13 protein-coding genes are annotated in these 16,143 nt (G+C 56.4%); 7 read left to right on the forward strand and 6 right to left on the reverse strand.

The genetic code is table 11. The features are described 5' to 3' along the window. Nucleotides 1–418 precede the first annotated feature (418 nt). Nucleotides 419–2,095: an NAD-dependent malic enzyme gene (locus ACYAR8_RS18920; RefSeq protein WP_108120539.1), complete on the forward strand. Its 1,677-nt coding sequence runs from the start codon at nt 419–421 to the stop codon at nt 2,093–2,095. 64 nt (nt 2,096–2,159) lie between these two features. Here ACYAR8_RS18920 and ACYAR8_RS18925 read toward each other — a convergent pair whose 3' ends face one another. From ACYAR8_RS18925 to ACYAR8_RS18935, 3 genes are all read right to left on the reverse strand, one after another. Then, nucleotides 2,160–2,924 (reverse strand): 2-keto-4-pentenoate hydratase, encoded by a 765-nt coding sequence (locus ACYAR8_RS18925; protein ID WP_463580736.1) that lies wholly within the window; start codon nt 2,922–2,924, stop codon nt 2,160–2,162. Nucleotides 2,925–3,001: 77 nt separating this feature from the next. Then, nucleotides 3,002–4,300, reverse strand: coding sequence for an MFS transporter (locus ACYAR8_RS18930; RefSeq protein ID WP_463580737.1), 1,299 nt, complete (start codon nt 4,298–4,300; stop codon nt 3,002–3,004). 101 nt (nt 4,301–4,401) lie between these two features. Then, on the reverse strand, nt 4,402–5,613 hold the full coding sequence (locus tag ACYAR8_RS18935) for a pyridoxal-phosphate-dependent aminotransferase family protein (protein WP_463580738.1): 1,212 nt from the start codon (nt 5,611–5,613) through the stop codon (nt 4,402–4,404). A gap of 163 nt (nt 5,614–5,776) precedes the next feature. Between ACYAR8_RS18935 and ACYAR8_RS18940 the strand changes: the two genes are divergently transcribed. The 6 genes from ACYAR8_RS18940 to ACYAR8_RS18965 all read left to right on the forward strand — a co-directional run bounded on the left by ACYAR8_RS18940 (nt 5,777) and on the right by ACYAR8_RS18965 (nt 13,289). Then, entirely contained in the window at nt 5,777–6,502 is a 726-nt protein-coding gene (locus tag ACYAR8_RS18940) for a GntR family transcriptional regulator (RefSeq protein WP_074892822.1), read from the forward strand. 25 nt (nt 6,503–6,527) lie between these two features. Beyond that, a complete protein-coding gene (locus tag ACYAR8_RS18945) occupies nt 6,528–7,781 on the forward strand; it encodes a glycine hydroxymethyltransferase (protein WP_463580739.1) in 1,254 nt (417 codons plus the stop codon). Between the two features lie 753 nt (nt 7,782–8,534). Then, on the forward strand, nt 8,535–9,995 hold the full coding sequence (locus tag ACYAR8_RS18950; RefSeq protein WP_463580740.1) for a DNA cytosine methyltransferase: 1,461 nt from the start codon (nt 8,535–8,537) through the stop codon (nt 9,993–9,995). A gap of 2 nt (nt 9,996–9,997) precedes the next feature. Beyond that, entirely contained in the window at nt 9,998–11,098 is a 1,101-nt protein-coding gene (locus ACYAR8_RS18955) for a protein NO VEIN domain-containing protein (protein WP_463580741.1), read from the forward strand. A gap of 377 nt (nt 11,099–11,475) precedes the next feature. Continuing rightward, nucleotides 11,476–12,213 (forward strand): FRG domain-containing protein, encoded by a 738-nt coding sequence (locus ACYAR8_RS18960; protein WP_463580742.1) that lies wholly within the window; start codon nt 11,476–11,478, stop codon nt 12,211–12,213. Beyond that, the gene (locus ACYAR8_RS18965) at nt 12,213–13,289 is read left to right on the forward strand and encodes a GmrSD restriction endonuclease domain-containing protein (protein WP_463580743.1); all 1,077 of its coding nucleotides are present in this window, start codon (nt 12,213–12,215) and stop codon (nt 13,287–13,289) included. Before ACYAR8_RS18960 ends, ACYAR8_RS18965 begins: the two co-directional genes overlap by 1 nt. 66 nt (nt 13,290–13,355) lie before the next feature. Here ACYAR8_RS18965 and ACYAR8_RS18970 read toward each other — a convergent pair whose 3' ends face one another. From ACYAR8_RS18970 to ACYAR8_RS18980, 3 genes are all read right to left on the reverse strand, one after another. Then, nucleotides 13,356–14,603 carry a ribonucleotide-diphosphate reductase subunit beta gene (locus tag ACYAR8_RS18970; protein WP_037012114.1) on the reverse strand — a complete coding sequence of 416 codons (1,248 nt, stop codon included), beginning with the start codon at nt 14,601–14,603 and terminating at the stop codon, nt 13,356–13,358. A 666-nt stretch (nt 14,604–15,269) separates the two neighbouring features. Next, entirely contained in the window at nt 15,270–15,884 is a 615-nt protein-coding gene (locus tag ACYAR8_RS18975) for a putative adenosine monophosphate-protein transferase Fic (protein ID WP_463580744.1), read from the reverse strand. Then, complete coding sequence (locus ACYAR8_RS18980; RefSeq protein WP_139214569.1) at nt 15,884–16,054, reverse strand: YhfG family protein; 171 nt, start codon at nt 16,052–16,054, stop codon at nt 15,884–15,886. Before ACYAR8_RS18980 ends, ACYAR8_RS18975 begins: the two co-directional genes overlap by 1 nt. Between the last annotated feature and the right edge of the window lie 89 nt (nt 16,055–16,143).

Below are 16,143 nucleotides of genomic sequence, written 5' to 3' on the forward strand. Positions count from 1 at the left end.
CGTCCCACGCTTTTGTTGGCGTTGTCTCGTGGGCTCGGTGTTGTGTACACGAGACCGCGAAGAGGCCGGTACATCCGACGCAGACGGGCAGTCCATGCCGACGCTTTCGCGGGCAAGCGCGCTCCTACACTTGAGGGCAGCGTTTAAACGCGAGATTTGCAGCGCGACGCCTGACGCCTTCCCGGCTAAAGCCGGTCCCACAAGGTATGCGGCGTGACGCCCGACGTCTTCCCGGCTAAAGCCGGTCCCACAGGGTATGCGGCATGAGCCAATTCCTTGGGTGTACGCAATGCCTTAGTGGGACCGGCTTCAGCCGGGAAAGCGTCCGTCCTGGCACCGCAGATTCCATCGGCGCATTGGCTTTCCAGGCCAAAGGTGTACATTTCAATTCAAAATACAATAAGCACAGGAGACAGACATGACCCATGCCACTGATCGCACCTTGCAAGTCCCTTTCGCCGGGCCCACGTTGTTGGGCACTCCGCTTCTGAACAAAGGCACGGCGTTCAGCCTCGACGAACGCGAAGCCCTTGCCTTGCAAGGCCTGCTCCCGGAACGCGTCGAAACCATCGAACAACAGGCGAGCCGCGCCTATCACCAGTACCAGGCCTGCGCGACCGATCTGGATAAACACATCCTCCTGCGCTCGATCCAGGACTCCAACGAAACACTCTTCTACCGCGTCGTCGACGACCACCTCGACGAGATGCTGCCGATCATCTACACCCCCACCGTCGGCAAGGTCTGCCAGGAATTTTCCCGCATCTACCGCAGCCATCGCGGCCTGTTCATCAGCATCGCCGACAAAGACCGCATCGACGAGATCCTCAACAACGTCACCAAAGACAACGTCAAAGTCATCGTCGTCAGCGACTGCGAGCGCATCCTCGGCTTGGGCGATCAGGGCGTTGGCGGCATGGGCATCCCCATCGGCAAGTTGTCGCTGTACACGGCGTGCGGCGGCATCAGCCCGGCCTACACGCTGCCGGTGGTGCTCGACGTCGGCACCAACAATCCGGCGCTGCTGGCAGATCCGCTGTACTTCGGCCGTGGGCAGGAGCGTGTTCGCGGCGCTGAATATGATGCGTTCGTTCAGGCATTCGTCGAGGGCGTGCAGCGTCGTTGGCCGGAAGCCATTCTGCAGTTCGAAGACTTCGCGCTGACCAACGCCATGCCACTGCTGGCGCGCTTTCGCGATCAGCTTTGCTGCTTCAACGATGACATTCAGGGCACTGCCGCCGTCACCGTCGGCACCTTACTGGCCGCCTGCAAGATGAAGGGCCAGCGCTTGTCCGATCAGACCGTCGCCTTTGTCGGCGCCGGGTCAGCGGGTTGTGGGATCGCCGAGCAGATCATCGCCGCGATGCAGCTCGAAGGCTTGTCCGAAGCCCAGGCCCGCAGTCAGGTGTATCTGCTGAACAGCAAAGGGCTGCTGACCGATCGCCAGCCGGGCCTCTATGATTTCCAACAGCGCCTGGCCCACTCCAGCGATTCCCTCAACGACTGGGCGTTCAGCGCCCACTGGCCGTCGCTGCATGAGGTGGTCAGCAACGCCAAACCCACCGTGCTGATCGGCGTGTCGGGCAAGGCCGGACTGTTCACCCAGCAGATCGTCGAGACCATGCACAGCCACTGCCCGCAGCCGATCATCATGCCGCTGTCCAACCCGACCTCGCAGATCGAAGCGCACCCCAAGGACATTCTGCAATGGACCGACGGGCAGGCGCTGGTGGCCACGGGCAGTCCGTTTCTGCCGATTGAGGTGCTGGGCAAAACCTTTCCCATCGCCCAGTGCAATAACTCCTACATCTTCCCCGGCATCGGCCTCGGCGCTATCGCCAGCAAGGCGACCCGCGTCACCGACGGCATGCTGATGGCTTCGGCCCAGGCACTGGCTGAATGCGCAGCGGCAGGACAGATGTTGCCGCCTTTGCGGGATGTTCAGTCGGTCAGCAAACGCATCGCCTTTGCCGTCGGCATGGCCGCCCAGCGCGACAGTGTGGCGCCGCCGCAATCGGAAGAAGAATTGTCAGCAGCGATCGAAAAAGACTTCTGGCAGCCCGTTTACCGGTCGTATGTTCGCCGCCCTGACTAAAAGCTTTACAGCAAAAAACAACCCGCCAGCTCGGCGGGTTTTTTTATGGCAGCGAGGTAAAGCGTCAGGCCAGCGTCAATGAAACCAGCGGCAGCCCATTGATCTGCCCCATCACCTCAGCCATGCCCTGGGCGAGGTGCATGCCGGTATAAGAACCCGTGGTAATCACGAAGTCCTTGGACAACGGCAGACCATTGAGGGTGTGATGGTTGACCAGCCACGGCAACAGCCGGCGCGGGTCGCCTGCCGGATTGGCGACTTTGGACGGCACGATGCTCTCGCCATTCACCGTGAAGGTCAGCGTCGGTTCCACGAAGGGAAAGGACGCATCGTAGGGTACGAAATCACCCACCACCAAGGCGCCGTGGTTAAGCAAGTCGGCCAATTGCGTCAGCGGCTCGATCTTCGGCCAGGCCGCAAACCGGCTGGAAACCACCTCGATGGACGCCGCCATTTCGCCGATGCCCGCCATGACTTCCTCGTCGCTGTACGCCTCATCCCGAGGGCTGAAGTCGCGATTGAAACGGAAGGCGATTTCCAGCTCCAGACCCACCGGCGGATAGACGCTTCGGTCCAGCGTGCCGGTCGACGGGAACAGGCAGTCGCGAGGCAGCGGCGAGCCCTGAATCGGCCCGTCCAAGGACTTGGAACCAATCTTCCAGCCCCCTGCTTCAACGCCACGCAGGCGCAGGATCTTCTGTTGCGTGAGGTAGGCCGCGTCGCGGTCGGTCGGGTTCAGGTCGTCATCCAGCTCGCCCAACAAATCATGCTTGTTCTGAGCATCGACGATTAATTGCGCCAGGCGCGAAGGTTGGGTGTCAGTGTCCAAAAGGGTGCTCCATTGAGTGGGCTCGATTGCAGCTTATCGGACGGCAGCGCCACCCGAAGGCGGCTCCCGTTGTCGCGTTACTTACTGACCACTGGAGCAGGTTCCGCACTCGGTGTCAGCGGCGCTGCCGGCGTCCCGTAGTCGAACTTGTTCTGCGGCTTCATGCGGAACGACAGCACGACACCAATCGCCAGCAGAATAATGCTGACCAGAAACGGCAGCTGCCAGTTGCCAAACTTGTCGATCAACAGACCGGCGGCCACCGGGCTGACGATGGCAGCCATGGCCGATCCGGTGTTCATCATGCCGCTCGCGGTACCGCAATGGTCCGGCGCGATGTCCATCGGAATCGCCCACATCGGGCCGATGGTCATCTCGGAGAAGAAAAACCCGATCGCCAGGCAGGCCAGGGAAATGTGCATGTCCTTGGTGAACATCAACGGCACCAGCGACAGCAGCGTCAGGCCCAGACACACGGCGACCATCAGGCTGCGCGCCTTCTTCAGGTCCTTGGTGCGCGCATAAATGCGGTCACTGACGATGCCGCCCAGGGTGTCGCCGACCACGCCGCCGAAGAACACCGTCGACGCGAAAATCGCTGTGCCCTTCAAGTCCAGGCCCATGTTCATGAAGTACATCGGCACCCAACTGAGCAGCAGCCACAGCGTCCAGCCATAGCAGAAATAAACGATCGTGACCGGGGCCATGCGCTTGAACAGGCGACCCCACGGCAGCACGACGGTGGATTTCACTTTCGGCGGCGGCAGGGTGTCCAGTTCCTGTTTAGAGATGCGCGGGTGGTCTTTCGGATGCTCGGTAAATAAAAACATCCACAGAATGACCCACACAAAGCTGGTGGCCGCGCAGACATAAAACGATTCGCGCCAGCCGTAGGTGGCCATGACCGCGATCATCGCCGCTGGCGCCAATGCGTTGCCGAGGCGGGCGAAGGCGTGGGTGATGCCCTGGGCGAAGCCGCGTTTTTCCTTGGGGATCCAGCGTGACATGGCGGCCGTTGCTGCGGGGAACGTCGCGCCTTCACCGAGGCCGAGAAGGATCCGCGCGACGATCAGCGAGACAAAGCCGCCCGCCAGACCGGTCAGCACCGTGGCGCTGGCCCAGATCAGCCCGCACACCACCAGCGTTCGCTTGGCGCCGAAGCGGTCGCTGACCCAGCCGCCGATGATTTGAAAGATGAGGTAGGGGTACGCGAAGGCCGAGAAGACGATGCCGATCTCGGTTTTGCTCAGATTGAATTCTTTACCGAAACCGACGGCGGCGGTGCTGACATTGACGCGATCCAGGTAGGTAATGAAATACATGGCGCACAGCATGAACAGCACCACCGTGGTGGGGCGCAGACGTAAAAACTTCATGTGCTATCTCCAGTTTCTTATTGTGTTCGCTGACAACGCGATGATTCGGGATAGTGAGATGTGTCAAAAACGCTGCGGGCGGGCCGCAGCGGGGTGTGGCATTAGTCGCGTCGCAGCGGCACCGATTGCCCTCCCAGGTAATCCATCGCGGCCAGAACGCCGCTGGATTGAAGTTTCACGCCGGCCATCTGCAGGCCCATTTCGCAGCCGGTGAGGGTGGCCATCAGCATCAGGTCGTTGCAGTCGCCCAGGTGACCGATTCGGAACATGCGGCCCTTCATCTTGCCCAGACCGGTGCCCAGGGACATGTCAAAGCGCTCGTAAATGGTCTTGCGCACCTGGTCGGCATCGATGCCTTCAGGTGTCATCACGCCGGTGAGCACGGGGCTGTAAACGCTCGGATCGGCGCACTGAATCTCCAGGCCCCAGGCGGTCACGGCGGTGCGGCAGGCCTTCGCCAGACGGTTGTGACGGATGAACACGTTGTCCAGGCCTTCGCCGAGGATCATGTCCAGCGCTTCGGACAAGCCGTACAGCAAGTTGGTGTTCGGCGTGTACGGCCAGTAACCGGTCTTGTTCATCTCGATGATGTCGTCCCATGCCCAGAAACTGCGGGGCAAACCGGCACGCTTGCTGGCCTCGATGGCTTTGGGCGACAGGGCATTGAAGCTGATGCCCGGCGGCAGCATCAGGCCTTTCTGCGAGCCGGAGACGGTGACGTCCACGCCCCACTCGTCATGACGATAGTCGGCGGAGGCCAGGCCGGAGATGGTGTCGACCAGCAGCAGGGCAGGGTGGCCCGCCGCATCGATGGCTTTGCGCACGGAAGCGATGTCCGAAGTGACGCCGGTGCTGGTCTCGTTGTGCACGACGCAGACAGCCTTGATGCGATGCCCGCTGTCAGCGCGCAGGTGGTCTTCGATCATTTGCGCATCAATCCCGCCGCGCCAGCCTTCAATGCCGGGCCGACCGATGAACTGCGGCTTGAGCCCGAGGCTCAGCGCCATCTTCTGCCACAGCGTCGCGAAATGGCCGGTCTCGAACATCAGCACCTCGTCGCCCGAACTAAGCGTGTTGCACAGCGCCGCTTCCCAGGCACCGGTGCCCGACGCCGGATAGATCACCACCGGATTCACGGTCTTGAAGATCTGCTTGATGCCTTCCAGCACCTTGAGCCCCAGCTCGCCGAACTCGGGGCCGCGGTGGTCAATGGTGGGGTAACTCATCGCACGAAGGATGCGATCCGGCACAGGGCTAGGCCCCGGGATCTGAAGGAAGTGGCGACCGGCAGGGTGGAAATCGAGCTTCAGCATCGGTGTCTCCTTGTTTTTTTATAATTTTGTATTTTGAATTCAAAATTAACCTAGCACAGGGCGATGCTGTGTCAAACGGCCCAATTACGCTAATCTTCCTGGCGAACTGGAGCATTTTCGAATAAGGACTCGGCGCTAGAGCGGGTCCAGGAAGGATTTTTGAATGCAAAATACTGAAGAAATGAGCGTACAGCCCGACGCCCGGCCAATGCCCAAGGTCGAACGCCAGCGTCTGCACGACATCGTCATCGATCACCTGCGCGGCTTTATCACCGAAGGCGTGCTCGCACCCGGCACCAAGCTCAACGAACGCGAGCTGTGCGAAACCCTCGGTATCTCCCGCACGCCCTTGCGCGAAGCGTTAAAGGTGCTGGCCGTAGAAGGGCTGATCGAAATCAACCCCAACCGTGGCGCCAGCGTTGCGCGCATGTCGGAACTGGAGATTCGCGAAACCTTCGAACTGATGAGCGGCATCGAAGCCTTCGCTGGAGAGCTGGCCTGTGAGCGCATCACCGCCCAGGAAATCGACGACATCAAAGCGCTGCACTACGCCATGGTGGTCAGCAAAAACCAGAACGACCTGCCGGGTTACTACCAGCGCAACCGCGCCATCCATGACCTGATCAACCTGGCTGCGCGCAACTCGGCGCTGCGTCAGGTCTACCTGTCGCTGAACCGGCGCATCCACGCATTACGCTTTCTCTCCAATCATCAAGCACCGAAATGGGACCGCGCCCTGCACGACCACGAAGAAATGATCGAGGCCCTGCAAGCCCGGGACGGCAAGCGCCTGAGCAGCATCCTGCGCCACCACCTGCTGGAGAAACGCGACGCCCTGATGCTGCTGGTCAGGGACGAGTCCGAGCACCCGGATTCGATCCGCCGTTAATGCGTCATTGAGGAAGCTGCCGACCATGCCCCGTGATCTCGATGCATTGCTCGCCGCCTGCGCAGACCGGTTACCGCAGCTGGAAACCCAGCGCCTGATGCTCTACGCCGGCGCCAACCTCCCCAGCGCCCGCGCCATGGCCGCCTACAATCCCGCGTTCAGCGCCTACCCGGCGATGGGCCCGACCGGCCACAAAGAACAGCCGGACACCGAACTGGTCAGTGAGCTCGAAAGCTTCACCAGCCAAGCGGCCATGACCCTGTTCGGCGCAGCATGGGCCGAAGTCCGCCTGGCCAGCTGCACCTTCGCCAACCTGGCCATCTTTCACGCCTACTGCCGACCGGGCGACAGGGTGCTGGCACCCGCTGCCGAGCACGGCGGGCACCTGAGCCAACGCCGTGGCGGCACCGCAGAATTGGCAGGTCTCGTCGTTGAAGACTTGCCGTTCGACCGCCGCAACTGCCGACTCGACGCAGAGCGCGCGGCGGAAATGATCACCCACACCCGCCCCAGGCTCGTCGTGCTGGGGCGCAGCGTCATGATCAAGGCCGACGATATCGCCCCGGTGGTCAGCGCCGCCCGCGCGGTCGGCGCCAAAACCCTGTTCGACGCCTCCCACGTGCTCGGCCTTATTGCTGGCGGCACGTACCCCAACCCGTTTGACGTCGGCGTCGACCTCATCAGCAGCTCTACCTACAAAACCCTGCCCGGCCGACCCCAAGGGCTGGTGCTCGGACGCGACCCGGAAGAAGCCCCCGCGCTGCGCAACCTGCTCGACACCCGGATGCTCGCCAACTACGACGCCGGCCGGCTGCCCTCCCTGGCGGTCACCCTCACTGAAGCCCAGGCCAATGGCCGTGACTATGCCGCCCGCATTGTCAGCAACAGCGCGGCGCTGCATCGCGCGCTGGTCGATACCGGGTTGCCTGTCATAGGGGCTAATGACGGCGAAGTGCACACCCATCAACTGCTGCTGCCGCTGTCACTGGATGCTGATCCACGCACCGTGATGCTCGCGTTGCAGGCCCAGGGGATTCTCATCGGGACGTGTGTTGATCCTTCCCGCGCAGGGCATCAGGCGTTGCGGCTGGGGACGCAGTTCATCACTCGCCAAGGGATGGAAGCGCGGGACATGACAGAGGTAGCGCGTCTGCTGGGCGATGTTTTGCGTGTTGGTGCTTGCGGTCGGCTGCGCGCTCGCCCGGTCGCAGATACGGCGGAAATGGCAGGGCGGATTCAGCAAATGCTGAGCAAAAAAAAGCCGCTGGGGAGCGGCTGAAGTTTGGAGCTTGGAGGCACCACGTCGGGAGCAACGACGCAGCGAACGACAGAAACAAAATGCTAAAAGCTGATCAGGCGTTTGACGTTCTCCGGCTTGGGTGTGGGTTTCCATCGTTCCAGCGCTGGGCGGGTTCGATGGGGTGAACCCACCTTACGAAGCATCGAACGCAGGGGCAAATGAAACCCGGGTAACTATTTGTTAGCGAAAATGTTATGTGGGGAAGGGGGCTTGGGCGGGAACTTTCAGGGTTTTGTAGTGCTTCGCGGCAAGGCGCTTTGTGTGAGTGCCGCCAGATAGTTCCTGCCAAGCACACATCCACTGTAGGAGCGCGCTTGCCCGCGAAAATTGTGTCAGCACCTGATTCGTCACTGACACACCGCCATCTCATGACGCCGCCAGAGTGTTTGCGCGGCGGGGGATTGCTGGTGCGAGATTTGTGCGGAGCACGTCAGGGGTTGGCGGACGTGCTCATTTGGTCTGGTGGCGTTACTTCACCGTCATCGGCGCGAAAATCGCCCTGATCCCACGGCATTTTGGATAAGCCACACAACCCCAGAAATTCCCTCCAGCGTTGGGCTTAAAGACTGCACTTTGCTAGACCACATCTCAAGGCCCTTGATTGGCCTCGGCTTCGTGTGCACTCACGGTTAGACGGCAAAATCGGGCGATAGACTTAGCCGTTTGGAGGATGCTTGAATTGCCTCGGTTCGATATACTCGCTCGCTTTGATTTAAGGCCGCTCAATTTTCTATGAGAAACATTCACAAAGAAAAAATTGCTCGTATTCACGGCGGTGAAGCTCCACGAGTATTGGACCTGTTCGCAGGCTGCGGTGGGATTTCATTAGGCTTTGACCGAGCAGGATTTAAAAATGTTGCAGCGGTTGAGTTTGACGCACATGCTGCTCGCTCTCACGCTACCAACTTTCATAAAAACTTGCTTCCCGATCAGTTCGAAAAACATGCTCAAGCTCATGATATTACCTTAATAGAACCAGCCACGTTTATAAGTGATATGGGGTTCAACGGTCCACCGGATCGTGCAATCGACATTATTGTAGGCGGTCCACCCTGCCAAGCATTTGCGAGAGTCGGCAGGGCGAAGCTGAGAGAGGTCGCTGAACACCCCCAGGCATTCAAACAAGATCCAAGAGGAAATTTATACCTTCGCTATCTTCACTTTGTTAAGGAGCTGAAGCCCGTAGCAATCTTGATGGAGAATGTGCCAGATGTCCTGAATTATGGAGGGCATAATATAGCCGAGGAAGTGTGCGAAACTCTTGATGACCTCGGCTATGATTGCGGTTATACGTTACTTAACGCGGTTTATTACGGGGTTCCGGAAATGCGGGAACGCATGTTTTTGATTGCCTATGCCAAAGGCCTTAAAAAAACTGTCAGCTTTCCTAAGCCTACACACTGGGTTGATTTGCCTCGTGGCTATGACAATAGCCGCAAGGTGGCTCTAAAGAATATCAATCTCGATCTACTTAGCGAAGATCATTACTTTATTCATCCCCCCGTTGCGGATGCCAAAACATGTGCTCCGGCAGTCACCGCTAACCTAGCATTAAGCGACTTACCAAGAATTGATAAACATCTGCTTGGTGAGGTCAAAAAAGGCGCGCGTAGTCCTAGGGAAGAAGCTACTTATCCCGATGGCCCCAACGTTTCCGACTACGCGTCTCTAATGCGAAACTGGCCGGGTTTTGAGAGTCATGGTGTAGTTTACGGGCATGTGACTCGCGCGTTGCCACGCGACTACCCAATTTTTGCGCGCATGAATCCTGGTGACCAGTATCCCGAAGCGTTCAACCATGCAGTCGACCTATTTAACGAAAAGGTTGTTCAACGACGTATTTTGGGCGAATCGTTAGAAGAGGGCAGCGAAGCGTTCAAAGCTTTGTATACGAAGATGGTCCCGCCCTATGACCCAACTAAGTTTCCAAATAAATGGCGAAAAATGGAGGCGAACAAACCTGCGCGAACGTTAATGGCGCATTTGGGGAAAGATGGCTACTCTCATATACATTATGACAGCGCTCAAGCTCGAACCATTTCGGTCAGGGAAGCAGCCCGGCTTCAATCCTTCCCAGATGGTTTTGAATTTTCGGGGAGCATGAATCCTGCATTTAAGCAGATCGGCAATGCCGTGCCTCCGCTGCTGGCATATGCGTTGGCTAAAGAAATTATGCAAAACCTGAAGGAATAATCATGAGCAAAATCGCTGTTAAACGGTTGACTAAATCCGACTTGACTCTTTTTGCTTGGCATTACAGGGAGATGAATTCTGGTAATCAAAAGTCTATTAATCTTAATGCAAACGTCTTTATCGATGTTCTATACCCGGATCTACCTAATATTTCCGCCCAAAGAGGTAAAACATCATTCCTCGTCGACCTCGGCATATATGGTCCTGGGGCAGCTACGAAGCATTCTCTAGCGCGTAAAATTGTCAAAGGAGCTGCTTACAAAAATTGGCGCTTAAACGGTGAGTTCATCTCGAACCCATTTGACATGCCTGAGCGTTATAACTGTCTGCGTGAGGGAGATTATGCCATTCTCATTTTTTCAGGCGAGCCAGTCCCTGATGAGCTCAAGCTAGTGCTCGTATCCGGCCACATCGCTGAGGACCAGACGTTCCACGCCCATATATCCAAGGCAATGAATGGGGAGTCGATGCGTGGTTTTAGTGCGGCGCAGATAGAGGATTTGGTTAGCGTTTCTGGCGTTGATAGCGCGCACGCCGCTCGACTTATGGATATCGATGGCGCATTTGAAGATGCATGTCAGGGAGGTATGTCCGGAGTTAATGCTTTACAAAGATGGAGTTCGAAACGGAAGATATCCAAAGATGATTTGAGAAAAGCTCGTGATAAAGCAGATGCATTAGGCTCCATGGGTGAGGAATTTGTTGATTATTTTCTTGGGCATCAACAAGCATCTGGAAAAATCGGTAGTTACCGGTGGGCCTCCAGCGAAAATGCTATCGAAGCATACGACTTTGTGGTGGAGGACGAAATCTATATCGATGTGAAAGCTACCTCAGGCAGCTTTGAACAAAAAATACATGTCTCCATCAATGAGTTGCTGCATATGCGGGATTTGGGTCGATATAAGATCTACAGGGTTTATGAGATGGATGGGAAGATTGCTAAGCTCAGAGTATCAGAAGAGCTTAAAGACTTTTCCACTACGGTCTTAGGGCAAATTGATCCTGTAGTTGAGGGTGTGCGTGTTGACAATGTGTCTGTTGCTCCGCAGGTTCTTGAGTTCGGAGAAGAAATCACCATCCAGATGTTAACGTCGCAATAGGTACCGGCCCCCAGTCTTACGATTTTACCTAACGGGCGGTCGCAAAATAGCCCACCGCGATATCCCCTGCCTTCTACGTAGGCCGGGTTGAGCGGTTCCCAGGAGTAATACTGACTAGGTCATAGCGAATTTCTATTGGTCTCCACATCATTTCTCGCGTTCTGGCGTAGGGTTTAGAGTAGCTTGAGCAATAGGAGTCGCTGATGCTACGGGGGCCGGCACTCCTGCGTCCGTCCTCCATCTGTCCCCCCTCTCCTGATCCAACGATGCAATCGATGTTACATATATTTACATTTCCATAGACATTGTGCTGGCTAAATAGTAGCGTGGACTTACCTGTTAGATGGCCCTTTTTACGCAAGGAGACGCGTGTGGTCATGCGAGAAATCACGTCAGTACAATCGCTATTGGAAGCATTGGATGAAGACAATGACGGCTATACCGGAGCAGTTTGGTACAGAGGCCAAGCTAATATCGACTGGGCCCTACTGCCAGGATATGTGCGTTTAGTCAATCCTCCTTCTGAAGCAACCCTGTTAAAGCGCTTTAAACAAAGCGCAGCTATGCTCATCGAGCGCCATCCGGGCGAATCATTCGATTGGCTATTCCTTATGCAGCACTATGGCGTTCCCACACGTTTGCTCGACTGGAGCGAGAGTCCGCTTGTTGGACTTTACTTTGCGGTCGAGGGATATGCCGCTGGCCAGGAAGCGGACGCTGCCTTATGGCTTCTTAGGCCTTCAGAACTAAATAAGCATGCGCACATCAATAATAAGGATGAGGAGGGCTATATTCCTTCTTTCGATGATTCTGAGCTTGAAGCATATTCCGTGCACAGCCTTGCTCAGAATAAACGCGTCCAACTGCTTCCCGTAGCTACCATTGCGACCCGCAACAATGCGCGCATACAAGCTCAGCTAGGCGTTTTCACTATTCATCACCATGAGAACATACCTATTGAAGAAATAGGTAATTCATCTCATGTCATTAAATATAAGATTCCTAATCATGCAAAACCTACGATTCTGAAACAGCTCAGAATTTTGGGGTTTGGACGATTTCAGATGTTTCCTGAGCTGGCAAGTGTAGGGCAAATCATCAAGGAGGGCGTTTAATGAGCTTCATCGAGACGTTCGCACTGAAAAACAGCACAATAATGTTTTTGTATTCTGAAAAGGATGGTATTCAACTCGATCCTCACTATCAACGCATGGGTGGAGTATGGACGTTAGAAAAGAAGCAACTTCTAATAGACTCTATTCTTAATGACTATGATGTGCCGAAGCTATACTTTCATGAGTTTTCAAGAGAGCAAAAGACTGACACAGGATTTGGTTATGCGGTAGTTGACGGGCGCCAGCGGTTACAGACCATCTGGGACTTTATAGACGGTGAGTTCGCAATTTCCGAAGATTTCGAATATCAGCGAGATCCCACTATTCATCTTGCAAATCTTACTTACGAGGATATGGCGAAGGAGTTTCCAAAGATACGTATTGCTTTCGATTCTTTTGTCCTGCCTGTAGTCGGAATCAGCACTGATGATGAAGATCTGATAGAAGATATGTTTTCTAGGCTTAACGAAGCTGTTCCGTTAAACGCCGCCGAGAAGCGGAATGCTATAGGTGGGGATTTAGTTTCTGCAATAAGGGAACTCGCGGCCTCCGAGTTGTTTCTCAGGAAGGTTCGCTTCAATAATAGTCGCTATAAGCACCGAGAGGTTGCGGTGCGCATATTGCTGGTTGAGGAAAATCTGCGTGGCGGTGGCCGTCTTATAGATACCAAAAAAGTATATTTGGACGCGCTTGCAAAACAATATCACACCGGCGCTGCCGGTCATGTAGCCGATCTCAAAGCTGCAGCATTGCTCGTGATCGAGTCGATGTCAGGCGTATTTATGGACAAGGACGAGTTGCTGCAGGCTCAGGGTAATATGATTGTGTATTATCTAGTTTTCCGAGCAGCGTTGGAGGCTCGTGAAGTAGATAAGATTACCCGCCGCAAGTTGCTAGACTTTAGGGAAAGACTCAAGGAAAATAAGATTAAAGCGGCTGTGGACTATGCAGGTTCGTCGTATGAGCTTCTAGAGTATGATCGGCTATCCCAACAAGGCACTAATGATTCGTCAAACATCAAGGAGCGTTTCGGTATTCTGGCTCGAGAATTAGGGCTAACACGCAACGAACTATAAGCTGCTTGAAATATCAAAGGCACGCTAGAGCTTACTCTAGCGTGCCTTGCCGTGATTGGAGCTAAATCAATCCCAGCTCAACGCCCCACCCGTCTGATACTCAATAACCCGCGTCTCAAAGAAGTTCTTCTCTTTCTTCAAGTCCATGATCTCGCTCATCCATGGGAACGGGTTGGTCGTCCCTGGATACTCTTCCTTCAGACCAATCTGCGACAGACGACGGTTCGCGATGAACTTGAGGTAGTCCTCCATCATCGCTGCGTTCATGCCCAGTACGCCGCGGGGCATGGTGTCGCGGGCGTATTCGATTTCCAGTTGGGTCCCTTGCAGGATCATCTGGGTCGCTTCTTCCTTCATTTCGGCATCCCACAGGTGTGGGTTTTCGATTTTGATCTGGTTGATCACGTCGATGCCGAAGTTCAGGTGCATGGACTCGTCACGCAGGATGTACTGGAACTGTTCTGCGACGCCGGTCATCTTGTTGCGGCGACCCATGGAGAGGATCTGGGTGAAGCCGCAGTAGAAGAAGATGCCTTCCAGGACGCAGTAGTAGGCGATCAGGTTGCGCAGCAGTTCTTTGTCAGTTTCGACGGTGCCGGTCTCGAACTTCGGATCGGAGATCGAACGGGTGTATTTGAGGCCCCAGGCTGCTTTTTTGGCGACCGACGGGATCTCGTGGTACATGTTGAAGATCTCGCCTTCGTCCATGCCCAGCGATTCGATGCAGTACTGGTAGGCGTGGGTGTGGATCGCTTCCTCGAACGCCTGGCGCAGGATGTACTGGCGGCATTCAGGGTTGGTGATGAGGCGGTACACGGCCAGCACGAGGTTGTTGGCAACCAGGGAGTCGGCGGTGGAGAAGAAGCCCAGGTTACGCAGGACGATGCGGCGCTCGTCGTCGGTCAGGCCTTCCGGGTCTTTCCAGAGGGCGATGTCCGTGGTCATGTTGACCTCTTGCGGCATCCAGTGGTTGGCGCAGCCGTCCAGATACTTCTGCCAGGCCCAGTCGTACTTGAAAGGCACGAGCTGGTTGAGGTCGGCGCGGCAGTTGATCATGCGTTTTTCGTCGACCGCGACGCGGGCGGCGGAGCCTTCGAGTTCGGCAAGACCTTCAGCGACGTCCAGCTTGTCCAGCGCGGCTTTGGCGCGGGCAATGGCGTCGGAGTCGTTTGCGCTGACGGCGCGGGCTTCAAGCGCAGCAGCACCACCGGCGCTGTCGAGTTTGTCCATCGCAGCTTCCGAAGCGTGGCCGGCGTTGGCGCCTTTGGCGGGTTCAGCGGCGTCTTCTTTGTCGAATTCGTCCCAGCTCAGCATGGTGAGGAGGCTCCTGCTAGAGGACCGGTTTTAAGCGGCCTGTGGATTTCAAAGTATGCGTTGCCAGCGTTGCTGATAGCGGGGCTGGCAACGGGAATAGGTTGGGTGGTTCTTGGTGCTACTGTGATTGATCGACTAAGGCGCTAAACGCTGCTTCAAATCGATCAACGAACATGCTGCGAGGGTTGCCTGCGGTGCACCTGCGAAACAAGTCAGCAGAGGCCGATTTCAGAGTGACGGTTTTGCAAGTGCAAGCGGTCATTTTGAGTACCCTGGATGAGCGCGGGATTATACAGATTTTGCCCGGCGCAGGTTCGTCCGTGACGGAATTTGAGGGGCGATTTGCCGTCATTTTCCTTTGCGTTAATTCCCGATTCGTGCGTTCGAGAAAAGCGCCACTGGATCAAGTTGGATCACTTATCTAGTGTGTCTGCGTGTTGCGAGACACATCATATAGTGTGTCAGATGGCGCGGCAATCCGTCGAACGGCGTCAATGTGTCGCTATGAATGCGGCGACAGGAGCGGCCGTTTTGCTTTCAGACGGTAATCGCGGCGTATTCAAAGGGCCGCAGCTTGAGGCGCCCTAGCTGCGGCTTTGAACGACCTTCAATGTCGAGAGACTTAATCGCGACGAATGGCGTTCCGGAGATCACCATTCACCTGAATCAATCTTCCTTGCAATCAATTGCAATCGCCCCCCCAACACACCGCTCAAACACCCGCACCATCCCCTCGTAATCACACCCCACCGCATCCACATTCGCCCGTATCCATTCCTCCGCTTCCACCGGCCACCAACTGATCTCGAACCCCGCATTCACGATGATGTGCTCGAACAGAATCCGCTGAGCCCGCCCGTTCCCTTCACGAAACGGATGAATCACGTTCAAATCCCCAAACAGCTCGGCACTCGCCGCAATCAAGTGCCCACGATCCAGCTCCTGAAACCAGTTCGCGTCGGCCAATACCTTGAACAGCTTGTTGGCCTCGGGCTCGATGCGGTGGGTCACGCAGAAGTGGGTCTGGTCTTTGGAGATGTCGACGGTGCGCAGTTCGCCCGCCCAATCGTAGAGATCAGCGAACAACTGGCGGTGGATGGCTTGCAGGTAGGGCAGGTCGTAGGGAGGAGGGGAGAAGTCGATGGCTTCGGCGGCGACTTCAGAAAGGTCGCGCTCGGCTTGGGCCAGGGTTTTTGCATCGGTGAGGTCGAGGCGGTTGCGCAGCACAGTGCTGCCGGGCGGACAGTAAGGGTCTTGTCCGACGCCGTATTTGTCGACCATCAGGCCTGTTTTTTGCGGTAGCTGGTGAGCAGCTCTTCCCGGGAGGGCAGGCGGCGTTCGGAGTCGGCGGGCGAGCTCTCGAAACCTTCCAGACGCAGGCTGGCGGCGTAGTTGGAGCGACGCGTTTTGGCGCAGTAGGCTTTTTTGGACTCTAGCGAGGCAGCTGGCATGGGGCGATCTCCTGGCTTGGCAAGAGGGGAGTGTAGCGGAAAGTGGGGAGGGGCAGCGAGGGCCGAGAGCGTTTAGGCTCCCGGGTCGC

Source organism: Pseudomonas sp. HP_01, assembly GCF_055284355.1.

What these genes read in the sequence shown, in the direction of transcription:
- ACYAR8_RS18950 (WP_463580740.1), top strand. Translation starts at nt 8,535, where the DNA reads ATGAGAAACATTCACAAAGAAAAAATTGCTCGTATTCACGGCGGTGAA.
- ACYAR8_RS18960 (WP_463580742.1), top strand. Translation starts at nt 11,476, where the DNA reads ATGCGAGAAATCACGTCAGTACAATCGCTATTGGAAGCATTGGATGAA.
- ACYAR8_RS18920 (WP_108120539.1), top strand. Translation starts at nt 419, where the DNA reads ATGACCCATGCCACTGATCGCACCTTGCAAGTCCCTTTCGCCGGGCCC.
- ACYAR8_RS18935 (WP_463580738.1), bottom strand. Translation starts at nt 5,613, where the DNA reads ATGCTGAAGCTCGATTTCCACCCTGCCGGTCGCCACTTCCTTCAGATC.
- ACYAR8_RS18965 (WP_463580743.1), top strand. Translation starts at nt 12,213, where the DNA reads ATGAGCTTCATCGAGACGTTCGCACTGAAAAACAGCACAATAATGTTT.
- ACYAR8_RS18945 (WP_463580739.1), top strand. Translation starts at nt 6,528, where the DNA reads ATGCCCCGTGATCTCGATGCATTGCTCGCCGCCTGCGCAGACCGGTTA.
- ACYAR8_RS18980 (WP_139214569.1), bottom strand. Translation starts at nt 16,054, where the DNA reads ATGCCAGCTGCCTCGCTAGAGTCCAAAAAAGCCTACTGCGCCAAAACG.
- ACYAR8_RS18930 (WP_463580737.1), bottom strand. Translation starts at nt 4,300, where the DNA reads ATGAAGTTTTTACGTCTGCGCCCCACCACGGTGGTGCTGTTCATGCTG.
- ACYAR8_RS18970 (WP_037012114.1), bottom strand. Translation starts at nt 14,603, where the DNA reads ATGCTGAGCTGGGACGAATTCGACAAAGAAGACGCCGCTGAACCCGCC.
- ACYAR8_RS18955 (WP_463580741.1), top strand. Translation starts at nt 9,998, where the DNA reads ATGAGCAAAATCGCTGTTAAACGGTTGACTAAATCCGACTTGACTCTT.
- ACYAR8_RS18975 (WP_463580744.1), bottom strand. Translation starts at nt 15,884, where the DNA reads ATGGTCGACAAATACGGCGTCGGACAAGACCCTTACTGTCCGCCCGGC.
- ACYAR8_RS18940 (WP_074892822.1), top strand. Translation starts at nt 5,777, where the DNA reads ATGCAAAATACTGAAGAAATGAGCGTACAGCCCGACGCCCGGCCAATG.